This is a genomic window from Pseudomonas sp. TE9122, assembly GCF_056278925.1.
In genome coordinates, this window is record NZ_JBWBQI010000001.1 from 3,857,642 (window position 1) to 3,877,282 (window position 19,641).

Consider the following 19,641-nt stretch of genomic DNA (forward strand, 5'->3'; position numbering starts at 1 on the left):
GGCGTGCATGTTAACGGCCGGCCCCTGGTTTGTCATGTCGTCCTTAGGGCTTTTTAAGTGTAGGCAGGCGCCGTGCAAGATTGCGGGAACTTTTACCGGGCAATTTGCACTACGCGAAAAAGCGGTCATTGCAGATTGCAATCAGCGGCGCCCGAAAAACCTTACCAAACCCTTGTTTTTAAAGGACTTATCAACCGTTACACTGTTGGCACGGCGGCTGCTATGCCTGTTCTATCAAAAAGAACAACTTGGAGCGTCGTGCCATGAACAGCACCCTCTTGCTTGCAAACGCAGCGGCGTTGGCTTTCTTGCTCGGATCGCATTTTTTTCCCAAGGCGGACATTGAGCAGCCACTGGCGCAGCGCATGCCGCATTACTTGCAGGTGCAGAAAGCGCCGCAGTGGGCGGTGCTGAGTGATCGCAGCGATGCCTCTACGCAAATGGTCAGCGAGCCTGAGCTAGCCTCGGCGCCGACCACCGAACGTCTGGTTTTTTGAAATATCTTCAGGAGTACAACATGTCCAAATCAGCGACGGGATTTCTGATCCTCGCTTTACTGAGTGGCGTTACCCATCTGGCGCTGTTCGAGGAGACGGAAGTCACCTTGCCTCTGGTTGGCTGTGGCGTGTTTGCGGTGCTGTTTGTGCTGGCGCTGATTGCAGGGCGCAAGATCAAGTTTGATCCGGTTCTGCGTTGAGCCGGATCAGCTCAAGTAATGCAGAGACAGCTTCAGCAAGATCAACAGAATTTTCGATCTGATGAACGGGGCTGTCGCTGGATCTGCGGTCTTTGAACAGTGCGTTGCGCGCGAGTCTTGCGTCGATTTGCTCAGGGGTTTCCCGGCCACGCTTGAGCAGGCGCTTACGCAGGACCTCATCGTTGACTGTCAGCAGAACCGGCACCAGCGTTGGATATTTCTCCATTGCTTGACGCAGGTTCGCTCTCGACCCGTTAACCAATACGTGCCGGCCCGCTTGCAACCATTCATCCATTTCCCTTGGAATGCCGTAAGAGAGGCCGTTGGCTTGCCAGGCTAAGGAAAAAGCGCCAGCGTGCTGTCGCCGGTCGAACTCTTCAGGCGTCACGCCGATTGCATCTTCGCCGACTGACTCCGCCGATCGGGTAATCACCCGGCGCATCACTTCACAGTTCAACTCACGCAGTGGCTCACGCGCTGCTTCGATCAGGCTGTCCTTGCCCGAACCGGACGGCCCCATCAGGTAAAAAAGCTTGCCATCCATCCCGAAAACGCCCTCCGACGGGTCCTGCCTCTAGTAAATCGGCAAATTGCCACTATCCTGTACACATAGGGATCAAGAATAGCGAGCCGCATAGCATGCACGTTCTAAGGTCTTCGGACATCAACAGATGTGCATGCGAAAGCGGGCAGCGATACGGAAGGATGGAAAGTTTTCCAACCAGTCCGCATTTCTGACAACTGGTGCTGGCATTACGCCTTTACCCGGCTCAATATTTGTCACAGAATTGACGCCAATGATCTGGCAATTTTGAGGCATGATGCCGGCCTCTTAACAATTCAGGTTGAACCAATTGGTCCGGATGCTTGTCCTACCACACATCCTGCGGCCAATCCCGAGAACCGCTCCCCTGAACTAACCGGTTAAATATATGCGCCCATTGAAACAGGCAATTTATTCCAGCCGTACGGCTGACAAGTTTGTCGTACGTCTGCCAGACGGAATGCGTGAACGCATTGCCGAGGTGGCTCGCAATCATCATCGCAGCATGAACTCCGAAATCATTGCGCGCCTTGAGCAGAGTCTTATTCAGGAAGGCGCACTGGGCGAAGAGCTGAGCATGCGCCTGGACAGCCCGGAGCTGTCGCTGCACGAGCGCGAGCTGTTGCAGCGCTTCCGTCAGCTGTCGCACCGTCAGCAGAACGCCCTGGTGTCGCTGATCGCCCACGACGCTGAAATGGCCGCAGACGCGTCCTGAGTTATACCGAACATATTGAAGCCAGCATGATTGCTGGCTTTTTTTTGCCCGCGATATGACAGATGGCCGCTTGGCAATGGAGTGTGGCGAGGGGATTTATCCCCGCTGGGCTGCATGGCAGCCCCAAAAACAATGGGACTGCTGCGCAGTCCAGCGGGGATAAATCCCCTCGCCACCGTTACTTGTACTTGCGCCCGTATTTGTTTGGCAGGCACAAAAAAGCCCGTCGATTTGACGGGCTTTTCATTGCACAAGGTCAGAGCAGGAAGATTGTCGCCAACCCGAGGAAGATGAAGAAGCCACCGCTGTCGGTCATTGCGGTGATCATCACACTGGCACCCATCGCCGGATCGCGGCCCATCTTCGCCAGCGTCATCGGAATCAACACCCCCATCAACGCCGCCAGCAACAGGTTGAGCGTCATCGCCGCCGTCATTACCACGCCGAGTGACCAACTGCCGTAGAGCATGTACGCGACCACACCGATCACCCCGCCCCAGACCAGACCATTGATCAAACCGACCGCCAGCTCTTTGCGCATCAAGCGCGAAGTGTTGCCGGTGCTGACCTGATCCAGCGCCATGGCGCGCACGATCATGGTGATGGTCTGGTTACCGGAGTTGCCACCGATACCCGCCACGATCGGCATCAGCGCCGCCAGTGCCACCAATTTCTCGATCGAACCTTCGAACAGACCGATCACCCGCGATGCCACAAATGCAGTGATCAGGTTCACCGCCAGCCACGCCCAACGGTTACGCAGGGATTTCCACACGGAGGCGAAGATATCTTCCTCTTCGCGCAGACCGGCCATGTTGAGGACTTCGCTTTCGCTTTCCTCACGGATCAGGTCGACCATTTCATCGATGGTCAGACGCCCGATCAGCTTGCCGTTCTTGTCGACCACCGGCGCGGAGATCAAGTCGTAACGCTCGAACGCCTGAGCAGCGTCGTAGGCATCTTCGTCCGGATGGAAGCTCACCGGATCGCTGGCCATCACTTCCGCGACCTGCTTCTCCGGATCGTTGACCAGCAGACGCTTGATCGGCAGCACGCCCTTGAGCACGCCGTCGTAATCAACCACGAACAGTTTATCGGTATGACCGGGAAGCTCTTTGAGGCGACGCAGATAGCGCAGAACCACTTCAAGGCTGACGTCCTCACGGATCGTCACCATCTCGAAGTCCATCAGCGCACCGACCTGATCCTCGTCATAGGACAGCGCCGAGCGCACGCGTTCGCGCTGCTGGTTATCCAGACTCTCCATCAGCTCATGGACAACGTCTCGCGGCAGCTCGGAGGCGAGGTCAGCGAGTTCGTCGGCGTCCATGTCCTTGGCGGCAGCCAGGAGCTCGTGATCGTCCATGTCGGCGATCAGCGTTTCACGGACGGAATCGGAAACTTCAAGAAGAATGTCGCCGTCGCGGTCGGCCTTGACCAGTTGCCAGAGCGTCAGACGATCGTCCAGCGGCAAGGCTTCGAGAATGTAGGCGACGTCGGCGGAGTGCAGATCATCGAGCTTGCGTTGCAGCTCGACGAGGTTTTGCCGGTGAACCAGGTTTTCCACGCGGTCGTGGTGCGGACCTTCCTGGCGATGAGTCAGGTCTTCAACGACACGCTGGCGCTGCAGCAACTCGACGACCTGAGCCAGGCGGTCCTGCAGGCTTTCCTGTGTTTTCTTTACTTCGATTTCGGACATAGGCGAACTCCACTCCCAGCAGCGGGGCACGCCGGAAGGATCAATCAGTCAATTCATGATTGGTGAAACGGTTTACTGAACAACTACTGGGTAAGTCCATGGAGGTTTTCCATAAGCCCCGGCGGGGCTGACGGGCGCAATGATACACGCCTGACGGTTTAAAACGTTGAAAAAATCACGGCTGAAACAAGCGCTTGCGAAACAAACCTGAGCGCCTGCCTGACCCGTGCAAATGCGACGACTCATCTTGAAAAGAAAACACACCGGCAATGCAAAAAGCAGCGACTACCCTTGAGCTTAGATCGTCATGGAGGACATCGAATGCCAGCAAAACCAGCGCTTCTTCTACTGACCGCCCTGCTCCACTTCACGCCTGCCAACGCCACCACACTTCATCGTTGCCAGGCTGCTGACGGCAGCGTCACGTTTACGTCGATGAGCTGCGCAACTGGCGAGCAACTCTCAATTCAGGAGGTCCACCCGTATTCACCCGGCTGGGTCGCAATCATGCCGGAGTTCAATCACGAAGCTGTGACCGGCATGAAAGACAGCGGACGCGAACCGGGCATCGTCGGCGGCACTGAACATAAATGTGGAAACCTGATCGACAACAGACAGCGGCGCGAAGCGATCATCAATCGGCGAGTGATTGCCGGCATGAGTCAGCGGGACGTCGAAAGCGCACTGGGCAAGCCCGACAAGATCAACACGCGCACGTCGACCACGAGCTATCGTTACGACCTCAAGCGAGGCCGCAGTGCTCAAATTGATTTTGATGAAAGAGGCTGCGTGAAGGGAAAAGCCAAATCCCGGACAGCAAAAAGCCCGCGTTAAACGCGGGCTTCTTGGTATATGGTGCACTCGACAGGATTCGAACCTGTGACCGCTCGGTTCGTAGCCGAGTACTCTATCCAGCTGAGCTACGAGTGCATTTTGTGTTTTTAGACCAGACCACAACTGGCTGAAGCCGAGTTACTCACCTTACAGCAAATAACTCTTAAATGGTGCACTCGACAGGATTCGAACCTGTGACCGCTCGGTTCGTAGCCGAGTACTCTATCCAGCTGAGCTACGAGTGCATTTGTTGCCGCGCATTATAGGCCGTCTAATCTCTATGTCAAACACTTTTTCTAGTAATTTCAACAACTTACAGAAGAAGCCAGATTACGACGTACTAAGCAAATAATGGCGGAGAACGGGGGATTCGAACCCCCGACACCCTTTTGAGGTGTACTCCCTTAGCAGGGGAGCGCCTTCGGCCACTCGGCCAGCTCTCCGCAACACGGGGCGTATATTAACCAGCTTCTTCCCCGTTTGCAAACATAAAAATCGATAAAAATTAATGGCTTGGTTCTTCGTCCTTCTCTTTCTTTATACGCAGGTAAATTTCCTCACGGTGCACCGCAACCTCTTTCGGAGCGTTGACGCCGATACGCACCTGGTTTCCTTTGACGCCGAGCACGGTCACGGTGATTTCGCCGTCACCGATAATCAGGCTTTCCGCGCACCGACGAGTCAGAATCAGCATACCTTTCTCCTTACGCCATTCATTTCAGGGACAACAGTCTGCAAAAAAAAGGCACCCGACCTACAACCGCAGCGATCGTAGCCCTACATGCCTGAGTATTGACCAGCGCGAGCAAAAGAACAGTTCCGGGGCTCGCGCCATTCAAAAATAAAGGGCGCGGTCAGACCGCGCCCTTCACAGAATCGGATTACTCGCCCTGACGGGCCGGAGCATCCAGTTCGAAAGCCGTGTGCAGCGCGCGCACGGCCAGTTCCAGGTACTTCTCTTCGATCACCACGGAAACCTTGATTTCCGAAGTCGAGATCATCTGGATGTTGATGCTTTCTTTCGCCAGGGATTCGAACATGCGGCTGGCCACGCCTGCGTGGGAACGCATGCCGACGCCGACGATCGAGACCTTGGCGATCTTGGTGTCGCCAACCACTTCACGGGCACCGATTTCGCGAGCGGTGTTTTCCAGCACGGTCTGTGCAGCCTGGTAGTCGTTGCGGTGCACGGTGAAGGTGAAGTCGGTGGTGTTATCGTGCGCGACGTTCTGCACGATCATGTCGACTTCGATGTTCGCGGCACTGATCGGGCCGAGAATCTTGAACGCCACGCCCGGGGTGTCTGGCACGCCACGGATGGTCAGCTTGGCTTCATCGCGGTTGAAAGCGATGCCGGAAATGATCGGCTGTTCCATGGTTTCCTCTTCATCAATAGTAATGAGGGTGCCCGGACCCTCCTTGAAGCTGTGCAGTACGCGCAGCGGAACGTTGTACTTGCCGGCGAATTCCACCGCACGGATCTGCAGGACCTTGGAACCGAGGCTGGCCATTTCCAGCATCTCTTCGAAGGTGATCTTGTCCAGACGCTGAGCGACCGGCACCACACGCGGGTCGGTGGTGTAGACACCGTCGACGTCGGTGTAGATCTGGCATTCATCCGCTTTCAAGGCCGCAGCCAGTGCCACGCCGGTGGTATCGGAACCGCCGCGACCGAGGGTGGTGATGTTGCCGTGCTCGTCGACACCCTGGAAACCGGCGACAACCACCACGCGACCAGCCTTTAGATCACCGCGAATCTTCTGGTCATCAATCTGCAAGATACGCGCTTTATTGTGCGCACTGTCGGTCAGGATCCGCACCTGATTACCGGTGTACGACACCGCCGGCACACCGCGCTTGATCAGCGCCATGGCCAACAGGGCAATCGTCACCTGCTCACCGGTGGAGACGATCACGTCCAGCTCGCGCGGAACCGGTTGCGCCTCGCCACTGATTTGCTTGGCCAGATCGATCAGACGGTTGGTTTCGCCGCTCATTGCAGACAGCACAACCACCAGGTCATCGCCGGCATCGCGGAATTTCTTAACCTTGTCGGCGACCTGCTCGATTCTCTCGACAGTGCCGACCGAGGTGCCTCCAAATTTCTGTACGATCAAAGCCATTTCAAAGCCGCCTCTGCCCATGAAGGGCGCCCAATAATCTTTCGAACAGTCGCCAGGCCCGCCACTAGACTGCGGGCCTGGCGAGCCGTCTTATAAAGCCTGCTCGACGAATGGAACGGTCAGCGCCAGTGCGCCATCCAGCGCAGCGGCATCGACACCACCGCCCTGCGCCATGTCCGGACGACCACCGCCCTTCCCGCCCACTGCCGCAGCAGCCTGTTTCATCAAATCACCGGCTTTGAGTTGGCCAGTCAGGTCCTTGGTTACGCCTGCAACCAGTACGACCTTTTCCTCATGGACACCGCCGAGCAGGATCACTGCGCGGCCGAGTTTGTTTTTCAGCTGATCGACCAGCGCCAGCAGCGCCTTGCCATCCTGACCGTCCAGACGGGCAGCCAGCACCTTCACATCCTTGACGTCCACCGCCGAGGCCGACAGATCGTCGCCCGCAGCGCTGGCTGCCTTGGCCTGCAACTGCTCGAGTTGTTTCTCCAGCAGACGGTTGCGCTCCAGTACCGCCGAGAGCTTGTCGATCAGGTTGTCGCGGCTGCCCTTGACCAGGCTGGCCGCTTCCTTGAGTTGTTCTTCTGCCGCGTTCAAGTAGGCCAGCGCCGCAGCACCGGTGACTGCCTCGATACGACGCACGCCCGATGCCACACCGCCTTCGCTGATGATTTTCAGCAGGCCGATGTCGCCGGTACGGTTGGCGTGGATACCGCCGCACAGTTCGACCGAGAAGTCGCCCATGCTCAGCACGCGCACGCTGTCGCCGTACTTCTCGCCGAACAGCGCCATGGCGCCTTTGTTCTTAGCGGTTTCGATGTCGGTTTCTTCGGTTTCAACGGCGGAGTTCTTGCGAATCTCGGCGTTGACGATGTCTTCCAGCTGCTTGATCTGCTCTGGCTTGATTGCTTCGAAGTGGCTGAAGTCGAAACGCAGGCGCTGACTGTCGACCAACGAACCTTTCTGCTGCACATGCTCGCCCAGCACCTGACGCAGCGCGGCGTGCAGCAAGTGAGTAGCCGAGTGGTTCAGCGCGGTGGCGTGACGTACTTCGGCGTCGACGTGAGTTTCCACCGGTGCGCCGATGGTCAGACTGCCCGAGGCCAGCACACCGTGGTGCAGGAATGCGCCGCCGGTCTTGGTGGTATCGCGCACGTCGAAGCGGCTGCTGCCGGCCTGAATGAAACCGCAGTCGCCGATCTGGCCACCGGATTCGGCGTAGAACGGCGTCTGGTTGAGCACGATCACGCCTTCCTGACCTTCGCTCAGCACGTCGACCGACTGACCATCCTTATAGATGGCAACGATTTTCGCCGAGCCGCTGGTGGCGGCGTAACCGGTGAACTCGGTGGCCACGTCGACCTTGACCAGGGTGTTGTAGTCCAGACCGAACGAGCTGGCCGAACGCGCGCGAACACGCTGCGCTTCCATCTCGCGCTCGAAGCCGGCTTCGTCAACGGTCAAGCCGCGTTCGCGGGCGATGTCGGCGGTCAGGTCCATCGGGAAGCCGTAGGTGTCGTAGAGTTTGAACACCACGTCGCCCGGCACCACGGTGCCTTTGAGTTCGGCCAGATCCTGCTCGAGGATTTTCAGGCCGTGCTCCAGTGTCTTGGAGAACTGCTCTTCTTCAGCCTTGAGGACGCGCTCGATGTTGCTTTGCTGCTTCTTCAGTTCCGGGAAGGCTTCGCCCATTTCGGCGACCAGCGCCGCGACGATCTTGTAGAAAAAGCTGCCGGTGGCGCCGAGCTTGTTGCCGTGACGGCAGGCGCGACGGATGATCCGGCGCAGCACGTAACCGCGACCTTCGTTGGACGGCAGCACGCCGTCGGCGATCAGGAAACCGCAGGAACGGATGTGGTCGGAAACGACTTTGAGCGACGACTGATCGCCGTTTTCGCAGCCGATCGCTTCAGCCGAAGCCTTGAGCAGGTTCTTGAACAGGTCGATGTCGTAGTTGGAGTTGACGTGCTGCATCACCGCACTGATCCGCTCCAGGCCCATGCCGGTGTCCACCGACGGCGCTGGCAACGGATGCAACACACCGTCGGCGGTGCGGTTGAACTGCATGAACACGTTGTTCCAGATTTCGATGTAGCGATCGCCATCTTCTTCCGGCGAGCCCGGCGGGCCGCCCCAGATGTGCTCGCCGTGATCGTAGAAAATCTCGGTGCACGGGCCGCACGGGCCGGTATCGCCCATGGTCCAGAAGTTATCGGAAGCGTACGGCGCACCCTTGTTGTCGCCGATGCGGATCATGCGCTCGGCTGGCACACCGATTTTCTGTGTCCAGATGTCATACGCTTCGTCGTCGGTGGCGTAGACGGTGACCCAGAGCTTTTCCTTCGGCAGCTTGAGCACGCTGGTGAGGAAGGTCCAGGCGAAGGTGATCGCGTCGTGCTTGAAGTAGTCGCCGAAGCTGAAGTTGCCGAGCATTTCGAAGAACGTGTGGTGACGCGCGGTATAACCGACGTTTTCCAGGTCACTGTTCTTGCCGCCGGCGCGCACGCATTTCTGGCTGCTGGTGGCACGGGTGTACGCACGTTTTTCCTGGCCCAGGAAGCAGTCCTTGAACTGGTTCATCCCCGCGTTGGTGAACAGCAGGGTTGGGTCGTTGCCCGGAATCAAAGAGCTGGAGGCTACACGGGTGTGGCCTTGCTCTTCGAAGAAGCGAAGGAAGGCTTCACGGATTTCTGCGCTTTTCATTAGGTTCTTCCACGGAGGCTGCGGCCAAAGGCCTGTTCGAAACGTCATGAGACGAAGCGACGGCAAAGGGCCGCATTATATCGGCCCTGCGCGCGGGGTACAGCGTGTTTATACGATAGAAACGGTCAATTGGACGGCTGACGCTGTCACTTGCGTGAAAACTCGACGAATGTCGCGATCACTTGCTCGATTTGCGCGCGACTGACGTCCATGTGCGTGACCATGCGCAAGCGCGCAGCGGCGCTGAGCCTGATCCCGCGTTCGCCGGCAAAGTCCTTGAGTGCTGCGGCCCTGTCGCCCATTTGCACATAAACCATGTTGGTTTGCACTGGCTCGACGATGAAACCGGCTTCACGCAAGCCCTCGGCCAGCAACTGTGCGTTGGCATGGTCGTCCGCCAGCCGTTCGACGTGATGATCCAGTGCGTACAAGCCAGCCGCCGCGAGCAACCCGGCCTGACGCATGCCGCCACCGACCATTTTGCGCAAACGCCGCGCTTTGCCGATCAGTTGCTCGGAACCGCACAGCACCGAACCGACCGGTGCGCCGAGGCCTTTGGACAGGCACACCGACACCGAATCGAAATGCTGGGTGATCTCCCGGGCATCGACGCCAAGCTTGACCGCCGCGTTGTACAGCCGCGCGCCGTCCAAGTGCAATTGCAGGCCGTGTTCCTGAGTAAAGCGTCGCGCGCGCGCCAGATATTCCAGCGGCAGCACTTTGCCCTGCATTGTGTTTTCCAGCGCCAGCAAACGCGTGCGGGCGAAATGGAAATCGTCCGGTTTGATCGCGGCGGCGACCTGATCCAGATCCAGTGAACCGTCGCCCTGCACTTCCAGCGGCTGCGGCTGAATCGAACCGAGCACCGCCGCCCCGCCGCCTTCGTACTTATAGGTGTGCGCCTGCTGACCGACGATGTATTCGTCGCCACGCTCGCAGTGCGCCATCAGGCCGAGCAGGTTGCTCATGGTCCCGGTCGGCACGAATAGCGCAGCAGCAAAGCCCAAGCGCTCGGCCAGTTCTGCCTCGAGGCGATTGACCGTCGGATCTTCGCCGTACACATCGTCGCCGGTGTCCGCTGCGGTCATCGCGTCGAGCAGGGCGGGAGTCGGTTGGGTGACGGTGTCGCTGCGAAGATCGATAACGCTCATGAACCTGGCCTCTGGTCAGATGGGGAAATCCCTTTGTGAAGTGGGATTACTGCGGTCATCGCACAGATTAATCAACCCTAGAACGAGGAAAAATCCCATTCTTCCTCGAGCAGACAAAGCCCATGTGGGAGCGAGCCTGCTCGCGAAAGCGGAGTAACAGTCAGCATCTTCGTTGAATGTGAAGCCGCTTTCGCGAGCGGGCTCGCTCCCGCAGTGTCATGTGCATGGCCGGGAAATATGTGTTACAAACTTGCCGCCGCCCGCCTATGGGCGGCGAAAACGTTCTCAGGGCGGGGTGCAATTCCCCACCGGCGGTAATTGCGCGCAATGCGCATAGCCCGCGAGCGCTTGGCGCTGCACACGGCTTGGATCGGGTGCATCGGCAAGGTCAGCAGACCCGGTGTGATTCCGGGGCCGACGGTCATAGTCCGGATGAAGAGAGAACGGGATCGACGCCAAAGGGCCGTCCGCGTGCATCCGTGCCTGCGTTCGCACCCTTGCATCCCTTTCGATTCATAACGCCCTGTTTTTCACACAAACAGGAGTCAGAACATGCAACCCACCGCTATCGACAGCAAAAGCAAACACCCACAAGGCGAGCGCGTCGCGTTCATCCAGGCCTGCTGGCACAAGGAAATCGTCGACCAGAGCCGTAAAGGCTTCGTCGCTGAAATGCTGGTGCAGGGTTATCAGGAATCGGACATCGACTTTTTTGAAGTCGGCGGCGCCTTTGAAATGCCGCTGCACGCCAAGCTGCTGGCCAAGTCAGGCCGTTACGCTGGCATTGTCGCCGCCGCTTTGGTGGTGGACGGCGGCATTTATCGCCACGAATTCGTCGCGCAATCGGTGGTCAGCGGCCTGATGCAGGTGCAGTTGGAAACCGAAGTGCCGGTGTTCTCGGTGTCGCTCACCCCGCACCACTTCCATTCGGGCGAAGAGCATCAAAAGTTCTTCTTCGAGCACTTTGTGCACAAGGGTCAGGAAGCAGCGCGGACTTGCGCCGATACGTTGCAGAAGATTCGCGCGTTGCGTCGCACGGAGCCGCGCGCTGTAGCGGTCTGACTGCACCAGGCCGGGTGGGGACTTAAGCCCCACCCGAATTCAAATGTGGGAGCGAGCCTGCTCGCGAAGGCGCCGTGTCAGCCACCAAAGAAGTTGGCAGACAGTCAGCATTCGCGAGCAGGCTCGCTCCCACAGTGCTTCGCGTTAATCGGAACGTCAGGCGAGGTTTTCGTCGGTGCTCGGGACGATCAGGATGCCGGCGCGCAGGCCGTTCTTGACCTTGGGGTTGGGGAAGATGATCCGCGCGCCCTGCTCTTCGATCACCCAGCGGGTATTGGCCAGATCCTCGGCCAACACATAACCCGGCTCCAGCTCGGAAAAGTTCTCGATATCCGCCGGCAGATTCAGGCGGAACGCATCGCTGTGCTTGATGATTTCCCGCGCCACGCTGAACAGCTGCAAGCCATCCAGCCCTTCTTCTGTCTCCGGCTCAGCGCCTTCGATGATCTGCTTCAGGCGGGTTTCCAGCAGCGAAACGTTAACGCCGTCGTTCTGCCCGAACGGCCGCGCCTTGCCCAGTTCCAGAGTAAAAGCCTCGGCGTCGAGTTTGTCGTAGGTGTACGAACTGAACACGATCGACGGTTTGTTCTGCAGCAGTACCGCCTCCATGCCGGCCGAGCGCAGGCGCGCCAGTTCGCGACGGGAATGCTGGCGCCCTTCCTTCCACGGGTACAAGGCGAACTGTTCGATCTTCGAACCGCGAATCGCCGTGTGCAGGTCGTAGTGCAGACGCTCGCGCTCGGGTTTGCTGAAGAAACTCGCCGCCAGCCGTTCCAGCTCACAGGCGCGCAACGCTTCCGAGCCGCTGCTTTGTTCGTGGCGACCGTTGAACAGTCGATTGACGTCCTGCTCGACGAAACGCTCACCCTTGCGAATCGCTTCCGGGTTGCCGAACAGGAACAGAATGCGTGCGCGCGGCTTGAGATCGCCGCGCGCGATGTCGTGCAGCAGCCGATCAAGCAACTCGATCGGTGCCGTTTCGTTGCCATGGATGCCTGCCGACAGCAGCAAGTCCAGGCCATTGTCGCGCGCTTCCGGGGGCCGCACTTCCAGCGCCCCTTCGCTCAACCAGCGCATGCGCACGCCTTCGACAGTCAGTTGAGTCTTCTCCGCCGGTTCGCGGCCGGCGAGGGTCAGTTCAAGCAGTTTGCCGAGGGCGAGCATAGAGCGGTTTCCTTAGTGGTCGTGGTTGCAATCCGGGCCGTGTACGTGATCCTCGTCAGCGCCGAGGTCAGCCGGTTCCATTTCCAGTTGCAGACTTACCAGATTAGTCGCCAATGGGCGCAGCAGCAGGTTGGCGTACTCTTCGTCACCTTCCTCGACGTCCACGCCGATCAGCAGCTGGCCACGGCCGTCCTGCTGGATCCACAGCTCTTTGCCTTGCCACATGACCGCAACGCGGGTGCACGAGGTTTGCAATTGCGTGCCGTCGGTGTCTTCAAGGATCAGCTGCAGGGAATCGCTCATGTTTTTACTCTCTTGGGGTGACACGCCGCGCGCCACGTTCAGGCAGCGCGCTGGCGATCAATTGATCTGGAAGGGATAAACCGCGCCCAGTTTAAGGATTTGCGTCAGTTCATCCAGTGCCGTCCGGCATTCAAGCAACAATTGCGGGTCCGCCAGATCGGTTTCGCTCAGGCGGTCGCGGTAGTGCTTTTCAACCCATGCGGTCAACGAACCGTACAACGGGGCCGTCATGATAACGCCTGGGTTGACCGCCGCCAGTTCGGTTTCATTCAGCGCCACGCGCAGACGCAGGCACGCTGGGCCACCGCCGTTCTGCATGCTTTGCTTGAGATCGAAGACCTTCACTTCGCGGATCAGCCCACCGGAGCTGGTCAGGCTCTGCAGATAAGCCCAGACGCGTTCATTGGCCTGGCATTCCTGCGGCACGATCAGCAGCATCGAACCGTCAGGACGCGAGAGCAACTGGCTGTTGAACAGGTAGGAACGCACCGCGTCATCCACGGTGACTGCCGAACGCGGCACGCAAACGGACTGGAAGTTACCGCCGACCTTGGCCAGTTTGCCTTGCAGTTCGGCGAGCATCTTGTCGGTCTCGAGGAACGCGTCCTCGTGATAGAACAGCACTTCACCATTGCCCACGGCGATCACGTCGTTGTGGAACACGCCCTGATCGATGACGTTGGGATTCTGCTGCGCGTAGACCACGCCTTCGTCACGCAGACCGTGCAGACGCGCGACGGCTTGCGAGGCTTCGAGGGTCTGCCGTGCAGGGTATTTCTGCGGCGCCGGGAAACGGTTGTCGAACGCACTGCGGCCGAACACGAAAAACTCGACGCCCGCCTCGCCGTACTCACGGCAGAAACGCGTGTGGTTGGCCGCGCCTTCGTCGCCGAACTGCGCCACTGCCGGCAATGCGCCGTGATGGGCGAAGTGCTGTTGATTGGCGAACATCGCCCCGAGCACGCGGCTGGTGGTCGGGTGTTCGATGCTGCGGTGATATTTGCAATTGAGGTTGGCGGCGGTGAAGTGCACGCGACCGTCAGCGGTGTCGGCGCTCGGGCTGACCGTGGCTGCGTTGGCCACCCACATGCTCGACGCCGAGCAACTGGCGACCAGCAGCGGCATCGCTTCTTTGGCGGCGCGCTCGATCACTTGCGCGTCAGTGCCGCTGAAGCCCAGACGACGCAGCGCCGCCACGTCGGGACGTTCCTGCGGAGCCAGCACGCCTTGCTGAAAGCCCATGTCCATCAGCGCTTTCATCTTCGCCAGACCTTGCAGCGCCGCTTCCTTCGGGTTCGAGGATTGCTGACTGTTGCTCTGCGAGGCGACGTTGCCGTAGGACAGACCACCGTAGTTATGGGTCGGCCCCACTAGACCGTCAAAATTGACTTCATAGGATTTCATCAGCGAGGCTCCACGAGAATCTGTTGTTATAGGCTTCAGTAACTATTCTTTGCGACCGAGGCGCGGCCTTCGCGAGCAGGCTCGCTCCCACAGGATTTAGGTTGGACACAAAATGTGTGAACACCACTGAACCTGTGGGAGCGAGCCTGCTCGCGAATGGGCGCTACGCCATTTTCACGCCGGGTGTCAGCGAGGCAGGCAACACCAGGCTCGGGGTTTCCAGCGACGCCACCGGGTATGCGCAGTAATCCGCTGCGTAATAGGCGCTGGCGCGGTGGTTGCCCGAGGCGCCGACACCGCCGAATGGCGCGCTGCTCGCGGCACCCGTCAGCTGTTTGTTCCAGTTGACGATGCCGGCGCGGCTTTCCAGCCAGAACTGCTGGTAACGCGCTTCGGAATCGGAGAGCAAACCCGCGGCCAGCCCATAAGCGGTGTTGTTGGCTTCACTGATCGCCGCACCGAAATCGGCATAGCGGATCACTTGCAGCAGCGGCCCGAACAGTTCTTCGTCCGGACGCTCAGCCACGGCCGTTACATCGACAATGCCCGGGGTCAGCAAAGCCGACTGCGCCTGTGGCTGAGTCATTTCCAGCAGCGCCACCGCGCCGTTGGCCAGCAATTGCTCTTGCGCATCCATCAGCGCTTTCGCCGCGCCGAGGGAAATCACCGAGCCCATGAACGGCGCCGGTTGCTGATCGAAGGCACCGACTTCAATGGTCGAACTGACTTCAACCAGACGCTTGAGCAGGCTGTCGCCCCACGCGCCTTGCGGCACCAGCAGACGCCGGGCGCAAGTGCAGCGCTGGCCGGCGGAAATGAATGCCGACTGAATGATGGTGTACACCGCCGCGTCCAGATCAGCGACCTGATCGACCACCAGCGGGTTGTTGCCGCCCATCTCCAGGGCGAGGATCTTGTCCGGACGCCCGGCGAATTGCTGGTGCAGGTGATTGCCGGTGCGGCTCGAACCGGTGAAGAACAGACCGTCGATGCCCGGATTCGCCGCCAGCGCGATACCGGTTTCCCGCGCGCCCTGCAGCAGGTTCAACACGCCTGCCGGCAGGCCGGCTTCGATCCAGCACTTGACCGTCAGCTCGGCGACTTTCGGTGTCAGTTCGCTGGGCTTGAACAGCACGCTGTTACCGGCCAGCAGCGCCGGGACGATATGACCGTTAGGCAGGTGACCGGGGAAGTTGTAAGGGCCGAACACCGCGACCACGCCGTGCGGCTTGTGGCGCAATACGGCGGTGGCGTCGCCCAGCGGGCCGCTCTTTTCCCCGGTGCGCTCGCGGTAGCTCTGCACCGAAATCGCGATCTTGTTGACCATGCTGGTGACTTCGGTCGCAGCTTCCCACAGCGGTTTGCCGGTTTCTTCGCCGATGGTGCGAGCCAGTTCGTCAGCGTGGTTTTTCAACGACGCGGCGAAAGCTTCGAGGACGCTGATGCGCTCTTCGAGCGTACGGCGCGCCCAGCCGGGAAAGGCCTGACGAGCGGCCTGCACCGCCGATTCGACCTGCGCGACAGTGGCGCCCTCGCCCGCCCACAGCACTTGCTGGGTCACCGGGTTCAAAGATTGAAAGGCCTCGCCCTGACCGGCCAGCCACTCACCTGCGATGTATAGCGAATTCATTATTTCGACTCCCGTGCAGCGGACAGCGCCACGGCGCGAACCTGATCGCCGGCGCTGAGTTGAAGACGTTTCGCGGTCTGCGGATCGACCACCAGGGTGCCCGCAGCCAGTCGCGCTGGGGCAGCCGTGATGCGGCAATCCTCGCGCTTGCGGTTGTGGATGATGAACGGCGTGGCGTCATCGCCCGGCGTGCCGACGGCCAGCACCAGCGCTTCGCTGTCACGCACCGCGCGGATCTTGCTGGTTTCGCATTCGATGGCCGGGCCGGCGTCGAAGATGTCGACGTAACCCTGGTAGCTGAAGCCTTCGCTCTTGAGCATGGCCAGCGCCGGCTCGGTGTCCGGGTGCACCTGGCCGATGACGTTGCGCGCGTCCGGCGAAAGGAAGCAGGTGTACAGCGGGAATTTCGGCATCAGTTCGGCGATGAACGCCTTGTTGCCGACGCCGGTCAGGTAATCGGCCTGGCTGAATTCCATCTTGAAGAAGTGCCGGCCGAGGCTTTCCCAGAACGGCGAGCGCCCGGCGTCATCGGACACGCCACGCATTTCGGCGATGATCTTGTTACCGAACAGCTCCGGGAACTCAGCGATGAACAGCATGCGCGCCTTGGATAGCATCCGGCCGTTCAAGCCGTTGCGATAATCGGCGTGCAGGAACAGCGAGCACAGCTCGGAATTGCCGGTCAGGTCGTTGGCCAGAAACAGCGTCGGGATTTCGCGGTAGATGTTCAGCTCTTGCGAAGCGCTGACCGTCAGTCCGACGCGGAAGTTGTACCAGGGCTCGCGCAGACCAACCGCGCCGGCGATGGCGGAAATCCCCACCACGCGGCCGTCATCGTCTTCGAGCACGAACAGATAGTCCGCATCGCCACGCCCGGCTTCGCCGCGAAAGGTCTTCTCGGCCCAGCCGACCCGGTGGGTCAAGCGCTCTTCGTTGGCCGGCAATGTGGTCAGGCCGGTGCCGGTGCTGCGGGCCAGGTCGATCAGCGCGGATAAATCGCTGCTGCGTACGGGACGAACAATCATGCTATCTCCTCAAACGGGCCGCTCGCGCCACCCGTGAAACTCGCTAAGGCGTTAAACCGCCACCAGGCGCACGCTGGCACCTTCACCGACGCCCAGGGCTTCGGCCGCTTCCATATCCAGCGTCACCGGTTTGCCCGGCGCGTAATCCAGCTCGAGCAACACCGCGCGGTAATCCTGCAACTGCGCATTGGCTACCAGGTATTGACGCCCGGCACCTTTGACCGGCTCGCCGATCTTCACCGGCACTACGCGGCTCTGGGCGATCGAACGGATCCCGGAAACCCGTGCATGCAGGGTCGGGCCGCCGTCGAAGATGTCGATGTAGTGATCGGTTTCGAAGCCTTCGCGCATCAGGATGTCGAAAGTGATCTGCGCACGCGGGTGCACCTGGCCCATCGCCTCTTGGGCGGAATCCGGCAGCAGCGGCACGTAGATCGGGTAATGCGGCATCAGCTCGGCGAGGAAGGTGCGGCTTTTCAGCCCGCACAGGCGCTCGGCCTCGGCGTAGTTGAGGTCGAAAAAGTTACGCCCGATCGCATCCCAGAACGGCGAGTCGCCATTCTCGTCGCTGTAACCGACGATCTCGGTCACCACCGAATCGGCAAAACGCTCTGGGTGGCTGGCGACGAACAGCAGACGGCCACGGGAATTGAGCTCGGCCCACGGCGATCCGACCAGCTCGCGCTGCACATAGAAACTGGTCAGCAGGCTGTTGCCGGTCAGGTCGTGGCACTGCGAGAGCACGTGGATCTTGTTGTGAATCTTCAGCTCGCGGGAGGCGTGGACGAAGGTCTCGTTGCGGAAGCTGTAGAACGGCTCCGAATAACCGGCGGAAGCGACGATGGCCGAGCAGCCGACCAGTTTGCCGGTGCTCGAGTCTTCGAGGACGAAGAAGTAGCTCTCTTCACCGTTGAAGCTCACTTCGGCGGCAAACGAAGCTTCGCTCGCGGCGATCTTGTCGCTCAGACGTTCCACGTCATCCGGCAAGGAAGTGACACCAATCGGGCTGTCCGCAGCCAGACGCTGTACCTCGCCCAGATCAGCCATTTGCGCGGGGCGCATCACCAGCATGGTGTCACTCCTTTCTCTTCAATATTCACAGAAAAAACCGGGCCCACATAAAGATCGATGCAGGAATGGGACTTGTGGCGAGGGGATTTATCCCCGCTGGGGGGCGAAGCACCCCCAAAAATCTGGGGCCGCTGCGCAGCCCATCGGGGATAAATCCCCTCACCACAGGTTCAATCCAACAGGTGGATGTGCCCGGTATCAAAAATTGGTTCGGCGCCGGAAAAACTCCAGGCGCCGAAAGGTCCATCAGGCTTGCGTCAACTTCGCCGCAGCACGTTCGAAGCGGTCGAGACCGGCGTCGATATCGGCATCTTCCACCACCAGGCTCGGGGCGAAGCGGATCACGTCCGGGCCAGCCTGGAGAATCATCAGGCCTTCCTGCTCGGCGGCGTTGAAGATGTCCTTGGCCTTGCCTTTCCACGCTTCGCTCAGCACGCAACCGATCAGCAGACCGAGACCACGCACCTGAGTGAACAGGCCGTATTTCTCGCCGATCTGTTGCAGGCGGGTCTTGAACTTGTCGTGCTTGGCGTTCACGCCGTTCAGCACCTCAGGGGTGTTGACCACGTCGATCACCGCTTCGGCGACGGCGCAGGCCAGCGGGTTGCCGCCGTAAGTGGTGCCGTGGGTGCCGACGACCAGATGTTTGGCCAGCGCTTCGGTGGTCATCATTGCCGCGATCGGGAAACCGCCGCCCAGGCTCTTGGCGCTGGTGAGGATGTCCGGGGTCACGCCGTAATGCTGGTAGGCAAACAGCTTGCCGCTGCGGCCCATGCCGGTCTGCACTTCGTCGAACACCAGCAGCGCGTTGTTCGCGTCGCACAGTTCGCGGGCGCCTTGCAGGTAAGCCAGTTCGGCCGGCAGTACGCCGCCCTCGCCCTGGATCGGTTCCAGCACGACCGCGCAGGTCTTCTCGGACACCGCGGCTTTCAGCGCGGCCAGATCGTTGTAGGGAACGTGGGTGATACCGGTGATTTTCGGGCCGAAACCGTCGGAGTACTTCGACTGGCCACCGACGTTGACGGTGAACAGGGTACGGCCGTGGAAGCTGTTCAGCGCGGCGATGATTTCGTATTTCTCGGTGCCGAAACGGTCGAATGCGACGCGACGGGCCAGCTTGAACGCGGCCTCGTTGGCTTCGGCGCCGGAGTTGCAGAAGAACACGCGCTCGGCAAACGTGGCGTCGATCAGCTTGTGCGCCAGACGCAGGGCCGGTTCGTTGGTGAACACGTTGGACACGTGCCACAGCTTGTTCGCCTGTTCGGTCAACGCGCCGACCAGCGCCGGATGCGCGTGGCCCAAAACGTTGACGGCAATCCCGCCGGCGAAGTCGATCAGCTCACGGCCGGCCTGATCCCAGACCCGGGAACCGGCGCCACGCACCGGAATGAAAGCGGCAGGCGCGTAGTTGGGAACCATTACCTGGTCGAAATCGGCGCGTTGTACCGCAGCGTGCTCAACGGACATCGGAGTCTCCTGAAGAGGAACACCCGCCTGGAACTGGCGAGCGATG

The 19,641-nt window shown here is 60.0% G+C and carries 18 protein-coding genes, 3 tRNA genes and 1 riboswitch; of the genes, 5 read left to right on the forward strand and 16 right to left on the reverse strand.

The window, feature by feature from the left end:
* Nucleotides 1-263 precede the first annotated feature (263 nt).
* Nucleotides 264-497 carry a hypothetical protein gene (locus ACZ9BE_RS17360; protein WP_476249735.1) on the forward strand — a complete coding sequence of 78 codons (234 nt, stop codon included), beginning with the start codon at nucleotides 264-266 and terminating at the stop codon, nucleotides 495-497.
* 20 nt (nucleotides 498-517) lie between these two features.
* On the forward strand, nucleotides 518-697 hold the full coding sequence (locus tag ACZ9BE_RS17365) for a PA3371 family protein (protein ID WP_016773599.1): 180 nt from the start codon (nucleotides 518-520) through the stop codon (nucleotides 695-697).
* Here the strand turns inward: ACZ9BE_RS17365 and phnN are convergent.
* Nucleotides 672-1,241: a phosphonate metabolism protein/1,5-bisphosphokinase (PRPP-forming) PhnN gene (phnN, locus tag ACZ9BE_RS17370; RefSeq protein WP_056788074.1), complete on the reverse strand. Its 570-nt coding sequence runs from the start codon at nucleotides 1,239-1,241 to the stop codon at nucleotides 672-674. The two genes, ACZ9BE_RS17365 and phnN, sit on opposite strands and share 26 nt — an antisense overlap.
* 388 nt (nucleotides 1,242-1,629) lie before the next feature.
* Between phnN and ACZ9BE_RS17375 the strand changes: the two genes are divergently transcribed.
* The gene (locus tag ACZ9BE_RS17375; RefSeq protein ID WP_003178899.1) at nucleotides 1,630-1,956 is read left to right on the forward strand and encodes an Arc family DNA-binding protein; all 327 of its coding nucleotides are present in this window, start codon (nucleotides 1,630-1,632) and stop codon (nucleotides 1,954-1,956) included.
* A 256-nt stretch (nucleotides 1,957-2,212) separates the two neighbouring features.
* Here the strand turns inward: ACZ9BE_RS17375 and mgtE are convergent, their stop codons facing one another.
* Nucleotides 2,213-3,655, reverse strand: coding sequence for a magnesium transporter (gene mgtE, locus ACZ9BE_RS17380; protein ID WP_016773597.1), 1,443 nt, complete (start codon nucleotides 3,653-3,655; stop codon nucleotides 2,213-2,215).
* A 321-nt stretch (nucleotides 3,656-3,976) separates the two neighbouring features.
* Between mgtE and ACZ9BE_RS17385 the strand changes: the two genes are divergently transcribed.
* Nucleotides 3,977-4,489 (forward strand): hypothetical protein, encoded by a 513-nt coding sequence (locus tag ACZ9BE_RS17385; protein ID WP_056788070.1) that lies wholly within the window; start codon nucleotides 3,977-3,979, stop codon nucleotides 4,487-4,489.
* 19 nt (nucleotides 4,490-4,508) lie between these two features.
* Here ACZ9BE_RS17385 and ACZ9BE_RS17390 read toward each other — a convergent pair.
* The 7 genes from ACZ9BE_RS17390 to ltaE all read right to left on the reverse strand — a co-directional run bounded on the left by ACZ9BE_RS17390 (nucleotide 4,509) and on the right by ltaE (nucleotide 10,469).
* A tRNA-Arg gene (locus ACZ9BE_RS17390) sits at nucleotides 4,509-4,585 on the reverse strand.
* A gap of 72 nt (nucleotides 4,586-4,657) precedes the next feature.
* Nucleotides 4,658-4,734, reverse strand: a tRNA-Arg gene (locus ACZ9BE_RS17395).
* A gap of 107 nt (nucleotides 4,735-4,841) precedes the next feature.
* Nucleotides 4,842-4,932: transfer RNA gene (locus tag ACZ9BE_RS17400), tRNA-Ser, on the reverse strand.
* A gap of 62 nt (nucleotides 4,933-4,994) precedes the next feature.
* Nucleotides 4,995-5,183 carry a carbon storage regulator CsrA gene (csrA, locus tag ACZ9BE_RS17405; protein ID WP_002554426.1) on the reverse strand — a complete coding sequence of 63 codons (189 nt, stop codon included), beginning with the start codon at nucleotides 5,181-5,183 and terminating at the stop codon, nucleotides 4,995-4,997.
* A gap of 187 nt (nucleotides 5,184-5,370) precedes the next feature.
* A complete protein-coding gene (locus ACZ9BE_RS17410; protein ID WP_016773595.1) occupies nucleotides 5,371-6,612 on the reverse strand; it encodes an aspartate kinase in 1,242 nt (413 codons plus the stop codon).
* Between the two features lie 90 nt (nucleotides 6,613-6,702).
* Nucleotides 6,703-9,318, reverse strand: a complete 2,616-nt coding sequence (alaS, locus tag ACZ9BE_RS17415; RefSeq protein ID WP_476249736.1) for an alanine--tRNA ligase — start codon at nucleotides 9,316-9,318, stop codon at nucleotides 6,703-6,705.
* A 146-nt stretch (nucleotides 9,319-9,464) separates the two neighbouring features.
* Entirely contained in the window at nucleotides 9,465-10,469 is a 1,005-nt protein-coding gene (gene ltaE / locus ACZ9BE_RS17420; protein ID WP_476249737.1) for a low-specificity L-threonine aldolase, read from the reverse strand.
* 277 nt (nucleotides 10,470-10,746) lie between these two features.
* Nucleotides 10,747-10,918, forward strand: a riboswitch (FMN riboswitch).
* A gap of 103 nt (nucleotides 10,919-11,021) precedes the next feature.
* Between ltaE and ACZ9BE_RS17425 the strand changes: the two genes are divergently transcribed.
* Nucleotides 11,022-11,531, forward strand: a complete 510-nt coding sequence (locus tag ACZ9BE_RS17425; RefSeq protein ID WP_016773593.1) for a 6,7-dimethyl-8-ribityllumazine synthase — start codon at nucleotides 11,022-11,024, stop codon at nucleotides 11,529-11,531.
* Between the two features lie 156 nt (nucleotides 11,532-11,687).
* Here the strand turns inward: ACZ9BE_RS17425 and astE are convergent, their stop codons facing one another.
* The 7 genes from astE to ACZ9BE_RS17460 all read right to left on the reverse strand — a co-directional run bounded on the left by astE (nucleotide 11,688) and on the right by ACZ9BE_RS17460 (nucleotide 19,595).
* Nucleotides 11,688-12,695, reverse strand: a complete 1,008-nt coding sequence (gene astE / locus ACZ9BE_RS17430) for a succinylglutamate desuccinylase (RefSeq protein ID WP_476249738.1) — start codon at nucleotides 12,693-12,695, stop codon at nucleotides 11,688-11,690.
* A 12-nt stretch (nucleotides 12,696-12,707) separates the two neighbouring features.
* Nucleotides 12,708-12,998 carry a hypothetical protein gene (locus tag ACZ9BE_RS17435; RefSeq protein WP_016773591.1) on the reverse strand — a complete coding sequence of 97 codons (291 nt, stop codon included), beginning with the start codon at nucleotides 12,996-12,998 and terminating at the stop codon, nucleotides 12,708-12,710.
* A 57-nt stretch (nucleotides 12,999-13,055) separates the two neighbouring features.
* Complete coding sequence (gene astB / locus ACZ9BE_RS17440; RefSeq protein ID WP_460058856.1) at nucleotides 13,056-14,402, reverse strand: N-succinylarginine dihydrolase; 1,347 nt, start codon at nucleotides 14,400-14,402, stop codon at nucleotides 13,056-13,058.
* Between the two features lie 163 nt (nucleotides 14,403-14,565).
* Nucleotides 14,566-16,035 (reverse strand): succinylglutamate-semialdehyde dehydrogenase, encoded by a 1,470-nt coding sequence (gene astD / locus ACZ9BE_RS17445; protein WP_252869566.1) that lies wholly within the window; start codon nucleotides 16,033-16,035, stop codon nucleotides 14,566-14,568.
* Complete coding sequence (gene astA / locus ACZ9BE_RS17450; RefSeq protein ID WP_024014014.1) at nucleotides 16,032-17,057, reverse strand: arginine N-succinyltransferase; 1,026 nt, start codon at nucleotides 17,055-17,057, stop codon at nucleotides 16,032-16,034. Before astA ends, astD begins: the two co-directional genes overlap by 4 nt.
* 51 nt (nucleotides 17,058-17,108) lie before the next feature.
* Nucleotides 17,109-18,128 (reverse strand): arginine/ornithine succinyltransferase subunit alpha, encoded by a 1,020-nt coding sequence (gene aruF / locus ACZ9BE_RS17455; protein ID WP_024014015.1) that lies wholly within the window; start codon nucleotides 18,126-18,128, stop codon nucleotides 17,109-17,111.
* Nucleotides 18,129-18,374: 246 nt separating this feature from the next.
* Nucleotides 18,375-19,595, reverse strand: a complete 1,221-nt coding sequence (locus ACZ9BE_RS17460; RefSeq protein WP_016773586.1) for an aspartate aminotransferase family protein — start codon at nucleotides 19,593-19,595, stop codon at nucleotides 18,375-18,377.
* Nucleotides 19,596-19,641: the final 46 nt, after the last annotated feature.